This is a genomic window from Mesorhizobium sp. M0029 (genome assembly GCF_040323735.1).
Classification (GTDB): Bacteria; Pseudomonadota; Alphaproteobacteria; order Rhizobiales; family Rhizobiaceae; genus Mesorhizobium.
Genome location: NZ_JAMYVF010000041.1, coordinates 1 through 17,905 on the forward strand (window position 1 = coordinate 1; position 17,905 = coordinate 17,905).

Sequence of the window (17,905 nt, forward strand, 5' to 3'; positions counted from 1 at the left end):
ATCACGGCTCTGTGGGACGCCGTCGGCTCGCTCCTTGATCAGTTCACGCCAGCCGAATGCGCCAACTACTTCCAGGCCGCCGGATATGACCCAGATTAAACAGGACGTGCTCTACATCAATCGCTTAAAGAGACGATTAGCGGTAGATCTTCAGACGCGCGATATCCACTCCTCCGGAGCCGACTGCTGGCAGCCGCTTGACCCAACCGAAGTAAGGGCACCCGAAAAAATGGTCCCTGCATTAAATATGCGGAAGAACTCCAGGTCGACCGCGCTGCTCTCATGATTGTCCAGGACCTGATGGGATGAAAACTGCTGCACATACGGGATCGCCTTGCGCTCCAGATGGTATCGACTGATCTTCTAGTTCATCATGATCCGCGCCGTCCCTTTGCACTGCACGCTCGCCGTCGACGCGGTGCAAGATCACGCCCACTATCAGCTTAGTCAGCCGGCAGCGCGTCTCTTCAGCGCTTGCCATGGCGGAATTTGCGCCGTTTCCGTGGGCGGGAACGAGCCGTGGCTCAACCTAAACAGGCGGCGCGCGCCTTTTCGGCGTTGCACCGAACATCCCCAGACTCGCCGCCGAAGCAGGCGAGATCGAAGGGATTAATTCTTTACCGGATGGAGGCGATGTGTGGCAATGGCTGGATGAATTGCGATTTGCTTGGCTGGTGGAGCGAGGTCAGAGCCGGGGCGGCACCAAGGCGATCAAACCGCAAGGCCTGCCCGCCGACTGCAGCGGCTCAACATAGCGGCAGCTGAGCTACCAGGAGTTGGCGTTCTATCTTGAGGGGCGCCCGTTTCGCGCCTTTGCCCGCCTACCATGATCGTGAGCCCGCGACCCGCAAGACCCAGCACTCGCGTGGTCGATGCACTCGGGCGAAGTCTACCAGAGCTGACACCTTCAGATTATATGCGCGTATAAGGAGAGAACGCCGATTTTCTGCGTTCCGTGTCCACGATTTGCACAAGGCGGCCGACCCCGCGCTCCTATAGTTAGGCAGAGGTGCTGATCAGTCCGGGCCCAAGTACTAGACCCGACCTGGACACGGGCCAGTAATGCTAGGAAATGGGCTTATGATCAGTGAACATCGCATATCGGTTGGTGGCATCGGGACGTCGTACTGCGAGAACGGATCCGGTGAGCCAATTGTATGTCTTCACGGTGCCGGCCCTTTCACAGAGGGAAAGACGTCCTTTCTTCGACAGCTGAGCGGGCTATCCGATCAATTCAGGGTGATCGCGGTTGATCAACTCCAGTGCGGTGGGACGGATTATCCCGCCGATCGCAAATATGTTAACAGGCTGGGTCGCGTGGATCATGTGATCGGCTTCATCGAATCTTTGGGATTGAAGCAGATCACGCTCGTTGGCCATTCAGAGGGCTCATTCGTGGCTGCCCGGGTCGCGATAGTGCGCCCTGATCTTGTATCCAGGCTCGTCCTGCTGACCTCCAACTCCGTTTCGCCGCCGTTTGGAGACGACCGTGACGAAGCCTGGATGCAGGCCAGCCTGCAGAGTTACGACTATTCGGGCCCGATGCCGAGCGAGGTGGAATTCATGGCATTGTGGAAAGGTGCCCGCCCCTGGGGGAAAGATTTGGAGGATGCCAAGCGAGAGGCCTATCGACGGTCTGCAGCGCGCGGACAGTGGGAGATCTTCCAGAACCTGCCCGAAGAAGAAACCAATCAGCGTCTCTATGTGGCGCTACAGCAAAGATACATCTTCCCCTACCTCAATCAGCTCCAGGCCCAGACGTTGATCATCTGGTCGAAGAACGACCCAACTGTAACGCCGGATCAAGGCTTTAAGCTGGCAAAACTGATTAAGAATTCGGATTTCCACCTGCTGAAAAATGCGGGGCATAGCCCCCACGTCGACCAGAGCGAAGCCGTGAACAGACTCATCCGCCAGTGGCAGGGTTAAGGCGAACCAAAGAAACCGCTGTACTCCGCGGCACAATCAGATTTCCCGCAGTACCCAATGCATTCTGCGTTGTTGTGTAAAGTCGCCGCCATCCCCCGACGCCGGTGGACTAAGCCAAGTTGACATTTGTACTCCAGTGGAGTCATAAGGGAATAATACGTCATATGTCCTTCAATGTTCTGACAGCAGAGTTCGGGCACGAGACAAATACATTCAACAAGAACTCCACCGACTATGATGCGTTCTTCAAATACTTCGTCTATTTTGGCGATGACGCCATCACGAAGCGCGGTCATGTCAATACCGAGCTGGCCGGTTTCTGCGACTGCGCCCGCGAGTACGGTTGGAAGCAAACGCATGTTCTCAGCGCGAACGCTCAACCGGCAGGTGTTGTGACTCGTGATGCTTTTGATCGCTTGGGCGGGGCCATAATTGAGGCCGCGGGGGGGCACAACCAGAGGCCTGATGGCATCTTGCTTGCGCTTCATGGTGCCATGGTCACCGAGTTTTCCGAGGATGGCGATGGCGAATTCTTGTGGCGACTGCGTGCAAAAGTCGGATCAGCGGTCCCGATTGCAGTTGTGCTTGATGCCCACGGAAACGTGACGCAGAAGATGTGCGAGCTTTCAAATATTATCGTGTCCTACAAGACTTATCCCCATATAGACATGCGTGAGTGCGGGCGACATGCTGGTGCAATTCTTCATCGTACTATGAAACGAGAAATACGGCCCCAGACACTGCTCGTTCGGCGCCCAATGCTCGCAGAAGTGAATCTTGGGCGCACCGACGCCGGTTCGATGGTCGAGCGGATTGCGAGATCTATAGCGTATGAGCGAGAACCGGATGTTCTTGCCGTCAGTGTCAACCCTGGGTTCCCCTACGCCGATATACGGGAACTCGGTCCGACGGTCACAGTCACCTACGATGGCAATGAGAATACGCATCGCGCCTTCGCCGAAACCATTGCTGATGACATATGGCAAAAGCGTTTCGACGTAATAAATTGCTATCTCTCGGTCGAGGAGGCGGCGAAGATCGCCAAGGGGTACGAGCGTCATACGGGCCCTCTAATCATAGCGGACTATGCTGATAACCCCGGTTGTGGCAGTTATGGGGATTCCACAAATTTGTTAAAGGCGATCGTAGAAGCCAGCATCGCCGATGCAGCATTTGGTCCCATAGTTGATGTGGAAACAGCCGAGCAGTTGTATGGCCACAACGTCGGCGACTACGTGAAGATAAAACTGGGCGGCAAGTTTGATCCGTGCTTCGGAGGAGGGCCCTTGGAGCTTGAAGGCGAGGTCCGTCTTGCAAGCGATGGTTGCTATACATGTGACGGCGCGATGTGCGGCGGATTGAGTTTTTCCTGGGGCAAAACTGCGGTCTTTCGTGTCGGGGGAATCGACATTCTCGTGGTGAGCGAGCCATCGGGAATAGTGGATTTGCAGCAATTTCGTGCATTTGGGATTGATCCGGCGGCTAAGACTGTAGTCGGGATCAAGGCAATGCAGCATTTCCGGGCCGCTTTCGAGCCGATTGCCGGTGAGATCATTGTCTGCGACGGTGGGGGTCTTAGCACGCCGCGCTTGGAAAAACTTCCTTACCAAAATGTGCCGCGGCCAATCTTCCCGCTCGATCGCGAAATGAGTGTGTGATCTGTTTCACAATTCAAAAGCGCCGCGCTGACCTCTCCAGTGGCACGGCCGGACCTATGCAACGGTGCCGCTTGAGGTGAATGTGTCGAAAGACGCGTCGGAACGTAACGCAAACAGAGGAAGGAATGACCACGTGACTGCCACTTCGATTCCCCGCGACCTAAGCACCCCCCGGATCCTTTCCGCTCGAACGGGACAAGTGTTCGCGGGCGCCCCTGTCGGAATCCTACTGCTCGACGAGGTCATCTGTCCGTTCATCCCCGGCAGCGTTGGCAACGCCAGCACGTGGAGTGTGCCGGTGCGATATAAGGTAGTACCCGGTATGACGGAGCATCGGCTCTTCGGGCCGACTCCTTCCGACGCCACGCCCGCTGTTGTTCAGGCCGCGATCGAGCTCGCCCGGGAGGGGGCGCAACTTATCAGCGCGAATTGTGGGTTTACGATCCACTTTCAAGAGGCAGTCCGCGCCTCGGTTGACGTGCCGGTGCTCCTATCCAGCCTCTTGCTGGCTCCGTTCTTGGAACGGCTCCTCCCGCAAACGAAGGCACTAGGCATTATAACTGGGGACGCATCTTATTTCACACCCGAGCTCCGGCTGGCTGCCGGCATATCCGGCGATTCCGATCGGTTCGTTGTGGCCAGCATCAATGATGCGCCCGCGTGGGCCGCACTTTGGAAGTATCCCAGCACGATAGATGTCGCGGCCGTGGAGAGTGAGGTCGTCCGAGCCGCGCTAAGCTTAGTTAGCGTTCGCCCAGATGTCGGAGCAATCCTCCTCGAATGCTCGGAATTGCCTCCCTATGCAGCCGCCGTGCAACGGGCGACGGGGCTTCCGGTCTTCGATTTCACCTCGATGGTCGAATTCTTCGCGGGCGGGCTGACCCGCAAGCCGTTCGATGGCCTGGGGCACTAGCAGGCTGTTGAAGAAGTCAGGCTCTTTCGCAAACGAAGCGTGAATCGTCGGCGTTGTGGATGTAGAAGTGGCCGACAAGGCGGCCTGCAGTGCCAAAGACAACCCAGCCGCGGCCACAGGCTGGGTCGTTCTCATCATGCCCCTCCCACGAGAACTCCGCGCAGGCTGAGCCATCGCGGGTGCCGTATCGGACATCGAGGAAGCCCTTGAGTGCGCCGAGGCCGATCTCGCCATCCGCCGAACCCTTGAATGTCAGATGCGCTTCCTCAACGAGATCGAGGAAGTCGTTATCCCAATCCCAAACATCCATCTCGACGATGCGCCAGCGGCCGGCAAAGGCCTTGGCGAAGCCGGGAACCTTGGCCATCAGCCGGCCTCCGCCATGAGCTTTGGCAGTCGCACCAGATTATAGGCAGCGGCTGCGAAGGTGAAGGCCCATCCGACACGGTCGCGGCCGCGGAACCTGGTCTTGTGCTGGCCCGCCACGACCTTGATCCAACCGAATGCCTTTTCGATGCGCTTCCTGATGGGCTGGCTGACGGCATAGCCGCCATGCCGCGTGATCGCCCGTCCATCGCGGAACTGCGGCTGCTCATGTTCTGCGCCACGTGCGGCGTCCCCCTCATCGAGCGCAGCTCAATGACGAAGTCTTCCGCGTCGTAAGCTTGTCGGCGCCGAGCGTGATCGCCTGTGGTCGGTCGGCGCGAGGCTCGATCATGTGCAGTGCGGCTACCCGTTCGGCATGCCCGTCAGCCAGCGTCAAGCAGTCGTCGACCAGCAAGCCATGGCGGTTCTCCATCAAGCCATGACCCATGAAGCACAACTTGGTTTCCTTGCCTTTGCCCCTTCCGATAAAGTCGGGCATCCGGATCGCTAGTCGAAGCATGTGTGTCGTTCGAGCGCTTGTGGCCATGGAAGTCCGCTTCCGCGTTTCGCCCGCCGCCTTCAGCCGGCGGCGAGCCCGAGCCGTTTCGGTTTGACGCTCTTCATCGACGACCACGCCCTCGATCAGTGTGCCATCGACCGAGAAGTGGTCAAAAAAGGCTCGCCCTCCATATGCGGTCCTGTTTCATTCTCTGAAGGGATTCGGCGGAAGAATTGTGCGGGGAGAGAAGGTCGCATCTTCCGAACCGTTCAGCTACGTGCGCGCAGGGGAGGAGAGTCGCCGTTTTCCTGCGTTGATTGGGCCAGTCCGCACAAACCGCCGATGCTTGGCTCGTCGCCTTCGTCTCGACACCAACTCAGTTATGGCCTGCATGGGGGCGAACCGCGGCCACAATCGGATCAGTGTTGGAGGCGCAAACGCCGCGCCAGCGTCCGCTTACGATGGAGAGCCCCGGGAATTAAAGCTTCCACCTCTTCTTCGTCGCCCGCCGACTACCCCTGACCTACCTAAGGTGCAGTCGTTTCGAACGGTGGAGACAATCAGCTTGGGACGCGGCGATCGTCGAGAGCGTTCCAGCACTGTCAACGATCGGTTTGAGCGTTTTCCGGCGACAAATTGTCGATTTCCTGCGCCGAAGGCAAGTGATTCGCGCTAAGAGTTCCACCACCGTTGGTACACTCAAGAGACAAACGGATTGCCCCGCTCCGCGGCAGCAAGCCGACCTGACCCTCTGGGGCCAGGTGCGACGCCGGACAAGAGGGCCATTCATGTGATTCTGGTTCCATGCACACCAACGCACATATACTGACTCTTGCCCGTTCGCTGACTAGCATGGATCGAGCAATTGCCCTAGGCCGCAGAACTCATACAACCGGTATCATTCACGCCGTGGATCAATGACGGCCGATAACCGCAAAACAAAGAAAAGGGGAATGCAAATGACGATTTCTCGACGCGATCTATTTAAGGTGGGCCTTGCAGCAGGAACGGCTTTGTCGATGCCGGCGATTGTTCGGGCGCAGACAGCACCAACTGGAGCACGGACGGTCAGATTAGCAAAACTCAATGATCTCCGCGTGTTCGACCCAGTTGCGTCAACGGAGGGCGATACAGCCGACCATGGACTGGCGATTTACGACACCCTGTTCGCGGTAGACTCCAAGCTCATACCGCAGCCACAAATGGTGGAGAAGTGGGGCGTTTCAGACGACAAGCGGACCTATACCTTCCAACTGCGAGATGGTCTAGGCTGGCACGATGGCACCCCTGTCACCGCCGCGGATTGTGTGGCATCTATCCGTCGCTGGGGTGGGGTAGCCCCCGGCGGACAACTCCTTACGGCGAGTGCCAAGGACATCTCAAAGAAAGACGATAGGATTTTTACTATCGCGCTGAAGGAGCCGCTGGGTATCCTCCTGGATATTCTCGCGGGAGTCACGACCCCGCTCCCCTTCATGATGCGGGAGCAGGACGCGAATCGCCCTTCTTCTGAGCTTGTGACCGCGAACATCGGGTCAGGGCCGTTCAAGTTCAACCAGGAGCTCGCCAGGCCTGGCGTGAGCTTCACTTACGATCGAAATGATAAGTACGTGCCCCGTCAGGAGGCGCCCGACGGATTAGCCGGCGGAAAGATTGTGAAAGTTGACCAGGCCATCTGGAATGTTATTCCCGACCAACAAACTTCTTTCGCTGCGTTGCAAGCGGGTGAGATAGATATCTTTGTGTTTCCGTCCGCCGATCTTTACCCCTTGATCGAGAGCGATCCCAACCTGGTACTGGAGGTTATGAATACGTCAGGATCTGACCTAATAATGCGGATGAACCATCTTCAAAAGCCGTTCAACAACGTGAAAGCACGCCAAGCAATGCTTCACCTTGTTGATCAAGAGGCGTTTATCGGCGTCGTGAGCCCCGATCCAAAATACGGCCGGACGGTTACTTCCATATTCGGCAACACTAGCCCCGTTTCGAACGACGAGAACACGGGATGGTACAAGAAGGGTGGCGATCCGGAAAGAGCTAAGCAGCTCTTCCAGGAGGCTGGATACGCCGGCGAGAAGGTCGTTATTCTCCAGTCTACAGACTGGCCGCAGGCCGATAGCGCTGCACAGCTACTGGCACAAGCTTTACAAAAAATCGGAATTAACGCCGAACTCGCGCCGAGCGACTGGGGCGGCGTTACTGCACGCCGGCAAAAAAAGGACCCAGTCGAGCAGGGTGGCTGGAGCATACATATCACCAACGAGTATGACAATGCACTTGGTAATCCCCTCGCTTCACCTTTCCTGGTTGCGAGTGGCGATGCGGCTTGGGTTGGCTGGCCAAAGAACGATGAATACGAAGCACTGCGGGCGAAGTGGGCTAGTGTCGAGACGCTTGAGGAGCGCAAATCTTTAGCACGCGAGATGCAGAAAGTCTGGTGGGACTTCGTGGGCGACGTTAGGCTGTGCCAATTTATCGATGCCATTGGGCGCCGTAAGAGCCTCACCGGTATTGTCAGTGCGCCGTTCCTCCATCCGATGTGGAATATGCAGAGAGCCTGAAGCCATAATGGGCATTTACATCCTACGAAGGTGTGTTTCCACCATCGCCGTCATGGCGATGGTGGGGATCTTCGTGTTCCTGCTTCTCAGGCTCGCGCCCGGCGACCCGGCGGCCATGATCGCCGGCAAGTCGGCCACGGCGGAGGCGGTCGCCGCTATCCGCGAGCAGCTAGGACTGAACGAAGCCATGCCGGTTCAGTTCGCACATTGGGCGTTGGGCGTCCTCAGCGGTGACTTTGGGATGTCAATTTTTTCTGGTTTGCCGGTTATCGAGCTCATCTCGCAGCGACTTGAACCGACCATTTCCCTGTCTATCCTTACGATCATCGTCTCGGTGACGATTGGGGTCTCTTTCGGCATCCTTGCGGCGTGGCGAACTGGCGGGCTCGTCGATCGCTTGCTTGCGGCCTTTTCTGCATTTGGCTATTCGGTCCCGGTCTTTGTCATCGGCTATTTTCTTATCTACTTCTTCGCGATCAAGACACATTGGCTGCCGGTTCAGGGATATCGGCCCGTCCAAGAAGGCCTCGGGCCGTGGTTCATGCACCTGATCCTTCCCACGGTGGCTCTTAGTTTTGGCTTCATTGCGTTCATCGCCCGGGTGACGCGAGCGAGCATGCTGGAGGTGCTGTCGGAAGACTACATGCGAACGGCCGCCGCCAAGGGCGCTTCGTCCTATTCCATGCTTTTCCACCATGCCTTAAAGAATGCCGGCGTGCCAATTCTGACCGTCATCGGCGTAAGCTTCGCGTATATGATCGGCGGAGTCGTCCTCACGGAAACCGTATTCAACATCCCCGGTATCGGTCGACTGGTCGTGGATGCGATCAACAGCCGCGACTATCCCATCATCCAGGGCGTGCTCATTCTAACTTCAGGTCTGTACGTCCTTGTCAACCTCGCGGTCGATCTAGCCTATACGCTGATCGATCCCCGGATCCGGTACTGATATGACGCTCCTATCCGCACGAGTTGAAGCAGCGCCGACGGCCGCGCTGAGACGTTTCGATTTTGCCCGGCTGGCAAGACGGCATCCGCTGGTCCTGATCGGCGGCGGCCTCCTGGCGCTGCTGATCGTTCTAGCGCTCGCCGCCCCGCTTTACGCCGGCGATCCAGTGACCATGGATCCATTCAAGCGTCTCCAGCAGCCTTCCGGCGAAATGTGGTTTGGGAGCGACAATCTGGGCCGGGACGTGTTTGCGCGGACGATCTTCGGCGCTCGCATCTCCCTCATGGTGGGGCTGCTGTCGGCAGCGACCGCGGCTGTGGCCGGGCTCCTGATCGGTGTCATCGCAGGTTACAGCCGCGGCTTCGACAACGTCGTCATGCGGGTCATGGACGGCCTAATGTCGATCCCGACAATACTGCTGGCAATTGCTCTTATTTCTGTGACGGGCCCCGGAATCGCCATCCTCATCGTCGCCATAGCGATCCCGGAGACGCCAGCCGTCGCGCGGCTGGTTCGTTCGGTGGTTCTGGGTGTTCGCGAGCGTCCCTATGTCGAGGCCGCAATCTGCGGCGGTGCGCGGCTGCCCAGGGTCCTCTGTCGGCATATCCTGCCGAGCACCATTCCTGCGCTGATGGTCCAGGGCGCTACCGTTTGCGCCAGCGCGATCCTAACGGAGGCTGGACTGAGCTTCCTCGGTGTGGGCGTACCGCCCGACATCCCGAGCTGGGGTAATATGATCGCCAGTTCGCGCCTGTATCTCGCCATCGCGCCAATGACGCTCTTCGCCCCTGGCATCTGCCTTGCCGTCACCGTCTTTGCCGTCAACCTGCTAGGGGATGGTTTGCGTGACATGTTCGATCCCCGCTCAAAGCGGAGGCGTTGACATGCAAATGCATGAAACCGCAGGGAACGACGTGCTTCTCGATATCCGAGACCTTGAGACACACTTTTACGGCGAGGAAAGCGTCACCCGCGCGCTCACCGGCATCAGCTTTCAGGTGAAGAAAGGCGAGACGCTCGGCATTGTTGGCGAATCGGGATGCGGGAAAAGCGTCACTGCCCTCTCCATCCTTCGCCTGCTGCCGAAGCTGTCCGCCAAGATCGTCGGGGGCGAGATCCGCTTTCACGGACGCGACCTCCTTGAGCTGTCCGACCGGGAGATGCGAAAGATCCGCGGCGACCAGATCGCCATGATCTTCCAGGAGCCGATGACGAGCCTGAACCCGGTCTATACGGTCGGCCACCAGATTGCCGAAGCAGTGCAGATCCACACGGAAGCATCTCGCTCTGCGGCCATGAAGAAAGCAGAAGAGATGCTGCGGCTCGTACGCATCGCGGACCCGGAACGGCGCGTCGGCAACTATCCGCATGAAATGTCGGGCGGGATGCGCCAGCGCGCCATGATCGCCATGGCTCTGGCCTGCTCGCCTGACCTGTTGATTGCCGACGAGCCGACGACTGCGCTCGATGTCACAATCCAGGCGCAGATCCTGCGGCTCATCGTCGATCTGAAAGAGCGCACGGGAACGGCCGTGATGTTCATCACGCATGATCTGGGCGTTGTAGCCGAGACCTGCCAGCGCGTGATCGTGATGTATGCCGGCCGGATCGTGGAACAGGCCAACGTCATCGATCTGTTTGCACGACCGGCGCATCCCTACACCCAGGGCCTTATGCGATCGGTGCCTGACCGGCGGCGCGGCCGACAGCGCCGCCTTCCGGAAATTCCCGGCATCGTGCCAAGCCTGCGCGAGCCCATTATCGGGTGCAGCTTCGCGCCTCGCTGCCCGTTCGCTATCGACATCTGCCGCGAAAGGACGCCCGTCCTGCGTGATGTCGGGTCGAGGCACGCCGCAGCTTGCTGGCGCGCAGAAGAGGTGATGGGCGCATGAACGGTCCTCTGCTCAAAGTCGAGAATCTGACCAAGCATTATCCGCTCAGTGCAGGATTCCTGAAAAAGATCATTCCGGTAATCCGGGCGGTGGAGGATGTATCCTTCACCGTTGATGCGGGCGAGACGCTCTGCATTGTCGGCGAATCCGGGTGTGGCAAGTCCACCGTGGCGCGGCTCTTGATGCGGCTCGTCGAGCCGACGGGTGGTCGCGTGTTGATTGACGGAACCGACATTGCAGGTCTCAAGAAAGACGCGCTTCACGCGTGGCGCCGTCGAATGCAGATGGTCTTTCAGGATCCTTACTCATCGCTGAATCCGCGCCTTACTGCCGGACAGATTATCACCGAACCCGTCGAGAATTTTGAACGTCTCAGCCGTAAGCAGCGCAACGCGCTTGCCGCGGACCTTCTCCGAAAAGTCGGAATGTCGCCCGAAATGATGCACAGGCTCCCTTCCGAATTGTCGGGCGGTCAGCGCCAGCGGCTCGGCATTGCACGCGCCCTGTCGCTCAACCCCTCGCTCATGATCGCCGACGAAGCGGTGTCAGCCCTCGACGTCTCCGTGCAGGCACAGATTCTGAATCTGCTTCTGGATCTCCAGCAGGAGATGGGCATCGCCTTCGTCTTCATCTCGCACGATCTTGGTGTCGTGGAGCATATCGCGCATCGCGTCGCCGTCATGTATCTGGGACGAATCGTGGAACTCGCGCCCTGCGAGACGCTGTTTGCCAAGCCGGTCCATCCCTACACCGAGGCGCTGATCGCGGCCGCACCTGTGCCGGATCCGACGCGGGCTCGGGTGGTAATGCCCGTTGAAGGCGAGGTGCCAAGCCCTATCAATCCGCCAAGCGGGTGCGCGTTTCACCCGCGCTGCCCTCTCGCGGTCGAGCGTTGTCGCATCGAACTGCCGCCTCTGGTGCCGATGGCTAACGGGCGGGTCGTGGCCTGCCATGTGCGTGCTCCGGCTGCAGAGCGTCGAGGCCAGATTACTGCGGAGGCTAATCTTGCGCTTACTCGGATGGCAACATGATACGTCCTGAGGCAGGATCGTCTTCGCCAACGAGGCCGTAGTGTTGGTTACGCGTCGGGTAATCGGCCTCTAGTGGGCGTTTCGCACCTGATCGTGTAGCTCGGGGCTGGCGAAGCCGCTCGCGAGTGCGCTTTCAACATGCTGAAGCGAGCGAGCGCGGACATTGATGTCCCCTGGCTTGATGAGAGGGGCGCCCGCGACGAAGCGCCTATACTTGTCCAACAGAGAGGAGACATGAAATGCAATGCACTTCAAAGACGAGAATAGGGGTTATCTTTCCTGATGATGGAGCGTTCCCTTATGAACTAACTGACCATCGCCTCATCACCAATTGGCTCGCTGATCACAACATGAAGAACATCGAGTACATTTTGTGTCTCCAGCAGTGCGAGACTCCTGCGTCGCTTGCAGCCACTGAAGTTGAACTTTGCGAGTACTGGGCCGCGGAAAACGCACTTTCGGCGGCTGCGCGTCAGTTAGGGAACAAGGGATGCCATTCGGTCGTATTTGCCTGTACGAGTGCTGGTTTTTTCGGGGGAATCCAGTACGCACAGCGCCAAGTTCAACTGATTTCTGAAAGTGCTGGCGCACTCGCTTCGAGCACCTCAATGGCGTTTTTGGCCGCACTTGACGTTCTCGGGGTGAAGCGAGTTGATATTCTGTCCCCTTATGACCCTGAAATCACAGAACTATTCGTCAATTTTCTCTCTGATGTAGGTATCAGCGTGGGAAGCGTCGGGCATATGAGGCAACCCCCGAGCGGACGAGCATTCGACATAGACTGCGCAGCCGAACTGGCAGAGTTCACCTCGTTGACGCCCCCTTCCACTGATCCAATTTTGATTCCGTGTACTTCAGTCAGTTCGTTGAAATGCGCGGAATATTTCGAAGCCATTTCTGGTCGGGCGGTCATCACCGCTAACCAAGTGACGCTATGGCATGCACTTGTACTCGCCGGGCTTACACCCAGCATCGCCGATGCGAGCTCATTTTTGCGGTCATGCCTCCAGATGAGAGGCGCAGCACTCCCTCTACAGATATAGCCTTATGAGGCAAGCAATGGCGGCGGGCTTGCCACCGCGATGGGTCGACACTCTAGAGCGGGGATGCACAGCGCGTCGCGCGACGCGGTTGCAGTGGCCGAAGTGGGCGTCTTTGCTGTCGTGCTGGAGAAGATCCCCGAGACGCTCGCCCGCCGAGTCACCGGAGAGATTGTAGACCATTGGCATCGGTGCCTCGGTGGCCTTCGACGGGCAGATTTCTCGACGTCGACGACATGCTAGGCGTCTTCGCCGGCGAATGGTTCGAGATCGGACGGCCGAGCACGCCGACATGCTCCACATCCTGCCGCCGCTCTGGCTGCGCGGGGATTGTTCGCGCTCGGCGAATTCCTCACCGGCAGCGTCATCAGCCTGTTCTACCGGCTCAGCATCGACATAAGGCTGAGCTACTTCCAGGCCTATTGCGAACTCGCCCAGGCCGGTTCGCCGATCAAGACGTGGGACGCCGAACGCGAATCCCGGCCGGTGAACGCGATCACGCATGAAGAGCGCCTCGAGCATATCTGGAGCGCCACCCAGGACGACTATCGCGGATACGCAAGCGAGCGCTTCTCTCCCGAGCATCGCTGCAAGCGAACCGTCCTCGTCTATCGCCGGGGCCGCACCAAGCTCAAGCTGCTCGATGATCTGACCGACGACGAGATCGCGGCGAAGCTTCCGGTGCATCTCAGGCACCTTCCACCAAGGCGGTCGACATCATCACCGGCGGTATGTTTATCCTTCCAGAGCGTTGCCGCAACGTGCTGTTCACTAATCCGATCGTCACGTCCCCCGACGGGCTGATTGTGCAGAACGGCAACCCGAAAGGGGTCCATTCCTATGAAGATCTGCGCGCCAAGGGTCTCACTTTTGTCACCGGCGCTGGCTGGAGCACGGTGGCCATCGCAAAAAAAGTCGGCATCGCCGACGACAAGATTATGCAGGTCGCCGGAATGGCGGAGATCGTCCAGGCTGTGAAGACCGGCCGTGCTGCCGCCGGCGCCGGCGACATCTTCGTCATCACGAATATTGCCAAAAAGGATGATAGTGTCGAGCTGGCTGACCCGTACACCTCGTCCATGCCCCCCGCCTATGCCGGGTTGGCTTTCGCGCTTAACGAGCAGGCTTCGGTCGACGCCTTCAATGCCGTGCTGAAAGACTACCTCGGCTCCGACGAGATGATTAAGTCGGTGACGAAATACGGCTTCACCAAGGCGATGGTACCGTCCGGCACGATTACGGCTGCCGAAGCTTGCAAGGGTTGAAACAACGGGACTACCCATGCGCCTGAGCGCTCCCCGGCTTTAACCGGGGAGCGACCTGCGGGACACAGTTCATAAGCGAATTCGCGGTCGGATGCAGCCTGAAGGTGCTCGCCACTTGCCTCCTTATCGACCTCCGGACTCTCTGGTGACGAGCATGACGGGGCTGATTATGGTCTCGCGGAGCTGGTTCGGTCTCGCCGATAACGAGTTCTTCCGCGGAACGTCGATGCAGCCATCACTCAGGAGAAGCTAAGTGTCAATTCTTCGCCCAGTCCTGGGAGTGGCTAGAAAGCCATTGGCGGCTTGCGCAGCGGCACTGTTTGCGTCCGGAAATGTTCTGGGCTGGTTTACCGGCGAGCAGCCTGCGGCTGCAGCAGCAGCGTTTCCCTACACTGTGGTCCCCTGAAGGACATGGACCGACACGATTGGTCGCTCTCTGCGCCAACGGGAGCAAAATATTAAAACAGTTTTTTCGACTGCTTGGTTTCGGGGTCGTTGGCGTGGTCTACAGCTATGCTGTTTTGCCCCGCACGAAAGATAAGTTAGCACGAAAGACAGGTTAGCACCGATGTCACACAGATTCACGGATGAGGCTGGCCTCCAAATCGCGGACGTGGTTGTCCTTGGGGCGGGTATTGTCGGCGTTACCATGGCGCTTGAGTTGCAGCGGCGCGGTCATAACACCCTTTTGGTCGATCGGGAGGGGCCGGCAGCCGGTTGCTCTTTCGGCAATGGGGGTGCCATCGGCGCGGACGCCTGCACGCCTTTCGCCTTGCCTGGCATCATGCGCAAGATTCCGAAATGGTACTTCGATCCCGACGGTCCCATAACCATCAATCCCGGCTGGGCGCTGCGCTCCGTGCCGTGGATTCTCCGCTGGATTAGCGCAAGCAGCATGAGGGCAGCGCGTCGCTCCGCTCTGGGATTGCGCTTTATACAGTACGGCTGCCTGGAGGGCTATCGCGACATGCTCGGCCCGGGTCTCTATGACGATCTCGTGCGCGAACAAGGCTCTCTCTACGTATACGAGTCAGCAACACCGAGTCGTAACGAGCTGGTTGCGGAGGAATTCCGACGTGAGTTAGGCATCTCTTCTCGCATTGTCAGTGCTGATGAATTGACTGAAATTGAGCCATCGCTAAGTCGGAGATTCCGACGTGCCACGCTGCTACCTGGCAACGGACATACGGTCAATCCCAAGCGGTTGGTCGACACTCTGTTCGACAAATTCACCGCAGCAGGCGGTTCATTTCATCGGGCCGAGGCAATCGGCTTCGAACTCGCGGATGGCGAGGTGCGTGGGTTGCGGACGCGTAGTCAGTCTCTCCCCCTAAATCGTCTAGTTCTCTGCACGGGCGTCTGGTCGCGCGAGTTCGCAGCGCAACTCGGTGTACGTCTACCCCTTGTTGCGGAGCGCGGCTATCACGTCACCTACACCGAAAGCCCCATCCGCCTGAACCACAAGGTCGCGAATGGAAGTCGCGGTTTTGGTGTGACCTCCATGGAGACGGGCTTGCAGATAACAGGCACGGTGGAACTTGCCGATGCCGATGCGCCGCCAAACTGGCGCAGGGCTGAGGCTCTTTCTCGTGCGGCAGCGGCAATGTTCGAGGAGCCGCTTGTCGGGAACCGCACCCGATGGATGGGCGCCCGCCCATCACTCCCTGACAGCCTTCCCGTAATCGATCGCGCGCCTCGGTTCGGGAATGCGTTCTTCAATTTCGGTCACAGCCACTGGGGACTGTGCGGTGCACCGCGCTCCGCCAAGCTCGTCGCAGATCTGGTCGAGGGGAAATCCGTGCCGCCGGAAGCCGGTGCCTATGCGTGCGGCCGATTTGGATGAAGCGGAATCAGGCAAGGCGACCAGCCATGACGGGGACATGGACGAGAACCTAGATTACTCACGTATCCAGCGGGCATCAGCTAGACTTTTCCGGCTGCAAAGTATGCCGGTTTAAGAGTTCTCTACTCAATCCTCACTATCTCGATGAAAGGAAATCACGCATGCCAGGCCGTATTCAAGCCTTCTCGACCGAAGAATTTCAAGCTCGACTCCGCAAAACGCAGGACGAAATGCGCTCTCGCGGGGTCGATGTTCTGCTAATTCACTCGCCAGAGAATATCTACTACCTGACCGGGTATCAGACGTCAGGCTACTTTGCTTATCAGACCCTCATGGTGACGGAGAGCGCGAAAGAGCCGACAATTCTTATCCGGTTCATCGAGCGAGGCAATATTAAAGAATATTCCTGGCTAGGTCACTATGAAACCTGGAAGGAAGGCGACGACGTCGTTCAGCGAACTGTAGACGTCGTTCGGAAGTTGGGCGGCGTAGACGCGGTTATCGGTCTGGAAAAGTCGAGTTGGTTTCTGACGGCAAGGGTTGCAGAGGAACTGGCCAAAAAGCTTCCTACTGCACGGTTTGTTGACACTAGCTACCTCGTAAACCGAATTCGCCACATCAAATCTCCCCAAGAACTGGCCTACATTCGGCAGGCCGGACTGATTGCCGAGGTGGAAATCCGCGCTGCGGTCGAGACGGTGCGTCGTGGCGTTACAGAAGCCGAAGTTGCTGCTGCCGTGTACCAGGCTGGCGTCTCAGCCGGCTGTGAATATACCGGCCTTCCGCATCACATCGTGTCGGGGCACCGTGCCGGGGTCGGTCATGCCAATTGGACGAACAAGCCAATCGTATCCGGCGAACTAGCCTGGTTCGAACTATACGGCTGTGTTGAGCGATACCATGCAACACAGATTCGAACGATCTCTATTGGCGAACCCAGTGTTGAAAAACGCCGCAATATGGAGGTCGTGATACGAGCTCAAGACGAATCTTTAGCTGCATTGAAGCCAGGGGCATCTAGTCGAGCAGTTGATGCGCTTGTTCGCGGGCCGATCAAAGCAATTAAGCCGGTGTTTCCTAACCGTAGCGGCTATTCGACCGGCATCGGCTTTCCGCCCAAGACAGCAGAGTGGGAAACGCTTGATTTCAACGATACCCACGACTGGGAGGTCAAAGAAGGTATGGCTTTCCACATGCTTGCAGATGATGGGGGTGGCTTCTGTATCAGCGAAACCGTTGTCGTCACCGCGAATGGCGTAGAGCGTGTCACGCCAAAAAATGAACGGAGCCTAATCGTCATCTAGGGTCAGGACCCATTTGTTGAATTGATCTCTGTTGGGTGATTCAAGGTGGCAGGAGGTGCCGCCTTGAGTGATTTGCTGATGTTCACGCCGGAGCAGATGCGCCGGATCGAGCCCTATTTCCTTTGTCGCATGGTGTGCCGCATGTAGATGACCACCGGGTGCTGAGCGGCATCCTGTTCGTGATCCGCAATGGTCTTCACTGGCGAGATGTCCCTTCCGACTACGGTCCGCACAAGACCATCTACAACCTCTTCATCCGCTGGAGTCGGCTGGGTGTGTTCAACCGCATTCTGGCGGAGCTGGCCGCGCAGGGCGGCGAAACGGACAATCTGATGATCGATGCCACCCATCTCAAAGCGCATCGCACTGCCGCCAGCCTCCTTAAAAAGGGGCTCTATCCCGATGTATCGGACGCAGCCGAGGCGGACTGACCACCAAGCTGCAAACGGTCTGTGGCGGCAAGGGACGTCGGCGGCTGCTCCTCGATCGCCCAGCGCAGGCCGGCCACTGCCGCCAATTCGGCCAAGGAGGAACCGGGCGGGGCGAAGACTAGGTGTTTAGTCCCAAGGTTTGATGGGTTGGATCGAGCCTGAATCGTTCGGGCTCTTTTGTCCAGATTTTGCAGATGTATTCAAAGGGCGTGAGGCCCTTG

15 protein-coding genes and 4 pseudogenes are annotated in these 17,905 nt (G+C 58.3%); 16 read left to right on the forward strand and 3 right to left on the reverse strand.

Features of this window, described 5'->3' with window-relative positions:
• The 4 genes and pseudogenes from NKJ76_RS31405 to NKJ76_RS31420 all read left to right on the forward strand — a co-directional run.
• Nucleotides 1-99: pseudogene (locus tag NKJ76_RS31405) on the forward strand (IS630 family transposase); the annotation flags it as partial.
• Nucleotides 100-1,080: 981 nt separating this feature from the next.
• Complete coding sequence (locus tag NKJ76_RS31410; RefSeq protein ID WP_352539141.1) at nt 1,081-1,929, forward strand: alpha/beta fold hydrolase; 849 nt, start codon at nt 1,081-1,083, stop codon at nt 1,927-1,929.
• Nucleotides 1,930-2,093: 164 nt separating this feature from the next.
• Entirely contained in the window at nt 2,094-3,587 is a 1,494-nt protein-coding gene (locus NKJ76_RS31415; protein WP_352539142.1) for a M81 family metallopeptidase, read from the forward strand.
• Nucleotides 3,588-3,720: 133 nt separating this feature from the next.
• Complete coding sequence (locus NKJ76_RS31420) at nt 3,721-4,500, forward strand: AroM family protein (RefSeq protein WP_352539143.1); 780 nt, start codon at nt 3,721-3,723, stop codon at nt 4,498-4,500.
• A 16-nt stretch (nt 4,501-4,516) separates the two neighbouring features.
• Here the strand turns inward: NKJ76_RS31420 and NKJ76_RS31425 are convergent, their stop codons facing one another.
• Both NKJ76_RS31425 and NKJ76_RS31430 read right to left on the reverse strand, forming a co-directional pair.
• Nucleotides 4,517-4,867: a hypothetical protein gene (locus NKJ76_RS31425; protein WP_352539144.1), complete on the reverse strand. Its 351-nt coding sequence runs from the start codon at nt 4,865-4,867 to the stop codon at nt 4,517-4,519.
• Nucleotides 4,867-5,536, reverse strand: a pseudogene (locus NKJ76_RS31430) (IS5 family transposase); the annotation flags it as partial. The pseudogene NKJ76_RS31430 and the gene NKJ76_RS31425, both read right to left, overlap by 1 nt.
• Nucleotides 5,537-6,324: 788 nt before the next feature.
• Between NKJ76_RS31430 and NKJ76_RS31435 the strand changes: the two are divergent.
• The 12 genes and pseudogenes from NKJ76_RS31435 (at nt 6,325) to NKJ76_RS31490 (ending at nt 17,684) form a co-directional block, all read left to right on the forward strand.
• Nucleotides 6,325-7,929, forward strand: a complete 1,605-nt coding sequence (locus NKJ76_RS31435; RefSeq protein ID WP_352539153.1) for an ABC transporter substrate-binding protein — start codon at nt 6,325-6,327, stop codon at nt 7,927-7,929.
• Nucleotides 7,930-7,936: 7 nt separating this feature from the next.
• On the forward strand, nt 7,937-8,878 hold the full coding sequence (locus NKJ76_RS31440) for an ABC transporter permease (protein ID WP_352539145.1): 942 nt from the start codon (nt 7,937-7,939) through the stop codon (nt 8,876-8,878).
• A 1-nt stretch (nt 8,879) separates the two neighbouring features.
• The gene (locus NKJ76_RS31445) at nt 8,880-9,761 is read left to right on the forward strand and encodes an ABC transporter permease (protein WP_352539146.1); all 882 of its coding nucleotides are present in this window, start codon (nt 8,880-8,882) and stop codon (nt 9,759-9,761) included.
• A 1-nt stretch (nt 9,762) separates the two neighbouring features.
• Nucleotides 9,763-10,770: an ABC transporter ATP-binding protein gene (locus NKJ76_RS31450; RefSeq protein WP_352539147.1), complete on the forward strand. Its 1,008-nt coding sequence runs from the start codon at nt 9,763-9,765 to the stop codon at nt 10,768-10,770.
• Complete coding sequence (locus NKJ76_RS31455; RefSeq protein WP_352539148.1) at nt 10,767-11,801, forward strand: ABC transporter ATP-binding protein; 1,035 nt, start codon at nt 10,767-10,769, stop codon at nt 11,799-11,801. The genes NKJ76_RS31450 and NKJ76_RS31455 overlap by 4 nt, the downstream gene beginning before the upstream one ends.
• 239 nt (nt 11,802-12,040) lie before the next feature.
• Nucleotides 12,041-12,844: a maleate cis-trans isomerase family protein gene (locus NKJ76_RS31460; protein ID WP_352539149.1), complete on the forward strand. Its 804-nt coding sequence runs from the start codon at nt 12,041-12,043 to the stop codon at nt 12,842-12,844.
• 78 nt (nt 12,845-12,922) lie between these two features.
• A pseudogene (locus NKJ76_RS31465) lies at nt 12,923-13,095 on the forward strand (3-methyl-2-oxobutanoate hydroxymethyltransferase); the annotation flags it as partial.
• 76 nt (nt 13,096-13,171) lie between these two features.
• On the forward strand, nt 13,172-13,645 hold the full coding sequence (locus NKJ76_RS31470) for a DUF1419 domain-containing protein (RefSeq protein ID WP_502902377.1): 474 nt from the start codon (nt 13,172-13,174) through the stop codon (nt 13,643-13,645).
• Nucleotides 13,573-14,106 carry a substrate-binding domain-containing protein gene (locus tag NKJ76_RS31475; RefSeq protein ID WP_352539150.1) on the forward strand — a complete coding sequence of 178 codons (534 nt, stop codon included), beginning with the start codon at nt 13,573-13,575 and terminating at the stop codon, nt 14,104-14,106. The genes NKJ76_RS31470 and NKJ76_RS31475 overlap by 73 nt, the downstream gene beginning before the upstream one ends.
• A gap of 568 nt (nt 14,107-14,674) precedes the next feature.
• On the forward strand, nt 14,675-15,949 hold the full coding sequence (locus NKJ76_RS31480) for an NAD(P)/FAD-dependent oxidoreductase (protein WP_352539151.1): 1,275 nt from the start codon (nt 14,675-14,677) through the stop codon (nt 15,947-15,949).
• A gap of 161 nt (nt 15,950-16,110) precedes the next feature.
• Complete coding sequence (locus NKJ76_RS31485; RefSeq protein WP_352539152.1) at nt 16,111-17,253, forward strand: M24 family metallopeptidase; 1,143 nt, start codon at nt 16,111-16,113, stop codon at nt 17,251-17,253.
• 134 nt (nt 17,254-17,387) lie between these two features.
• A complete protein-coding gene (locus NKJ76_RS31490) occupies nt 17,388-17,684 on the forward strand; it encodes a transposase (RefSeq protein ID WP_502902378.1) in 297 nt (98 codons plus the stop codon).
• A gap of 118 nt (nt 17,685-17,802) precedes the next feature.
• On the opposite strand, the pseudogene NKJ76_RS31495 reads toward NKJ76_RS31490, so the two are convergent.
• Nucleotides 17,803-17,905: pseudogene (locus NKJ76_RS31495) on the reverse strand (IS481 family transposase); the annotation flags it as partial.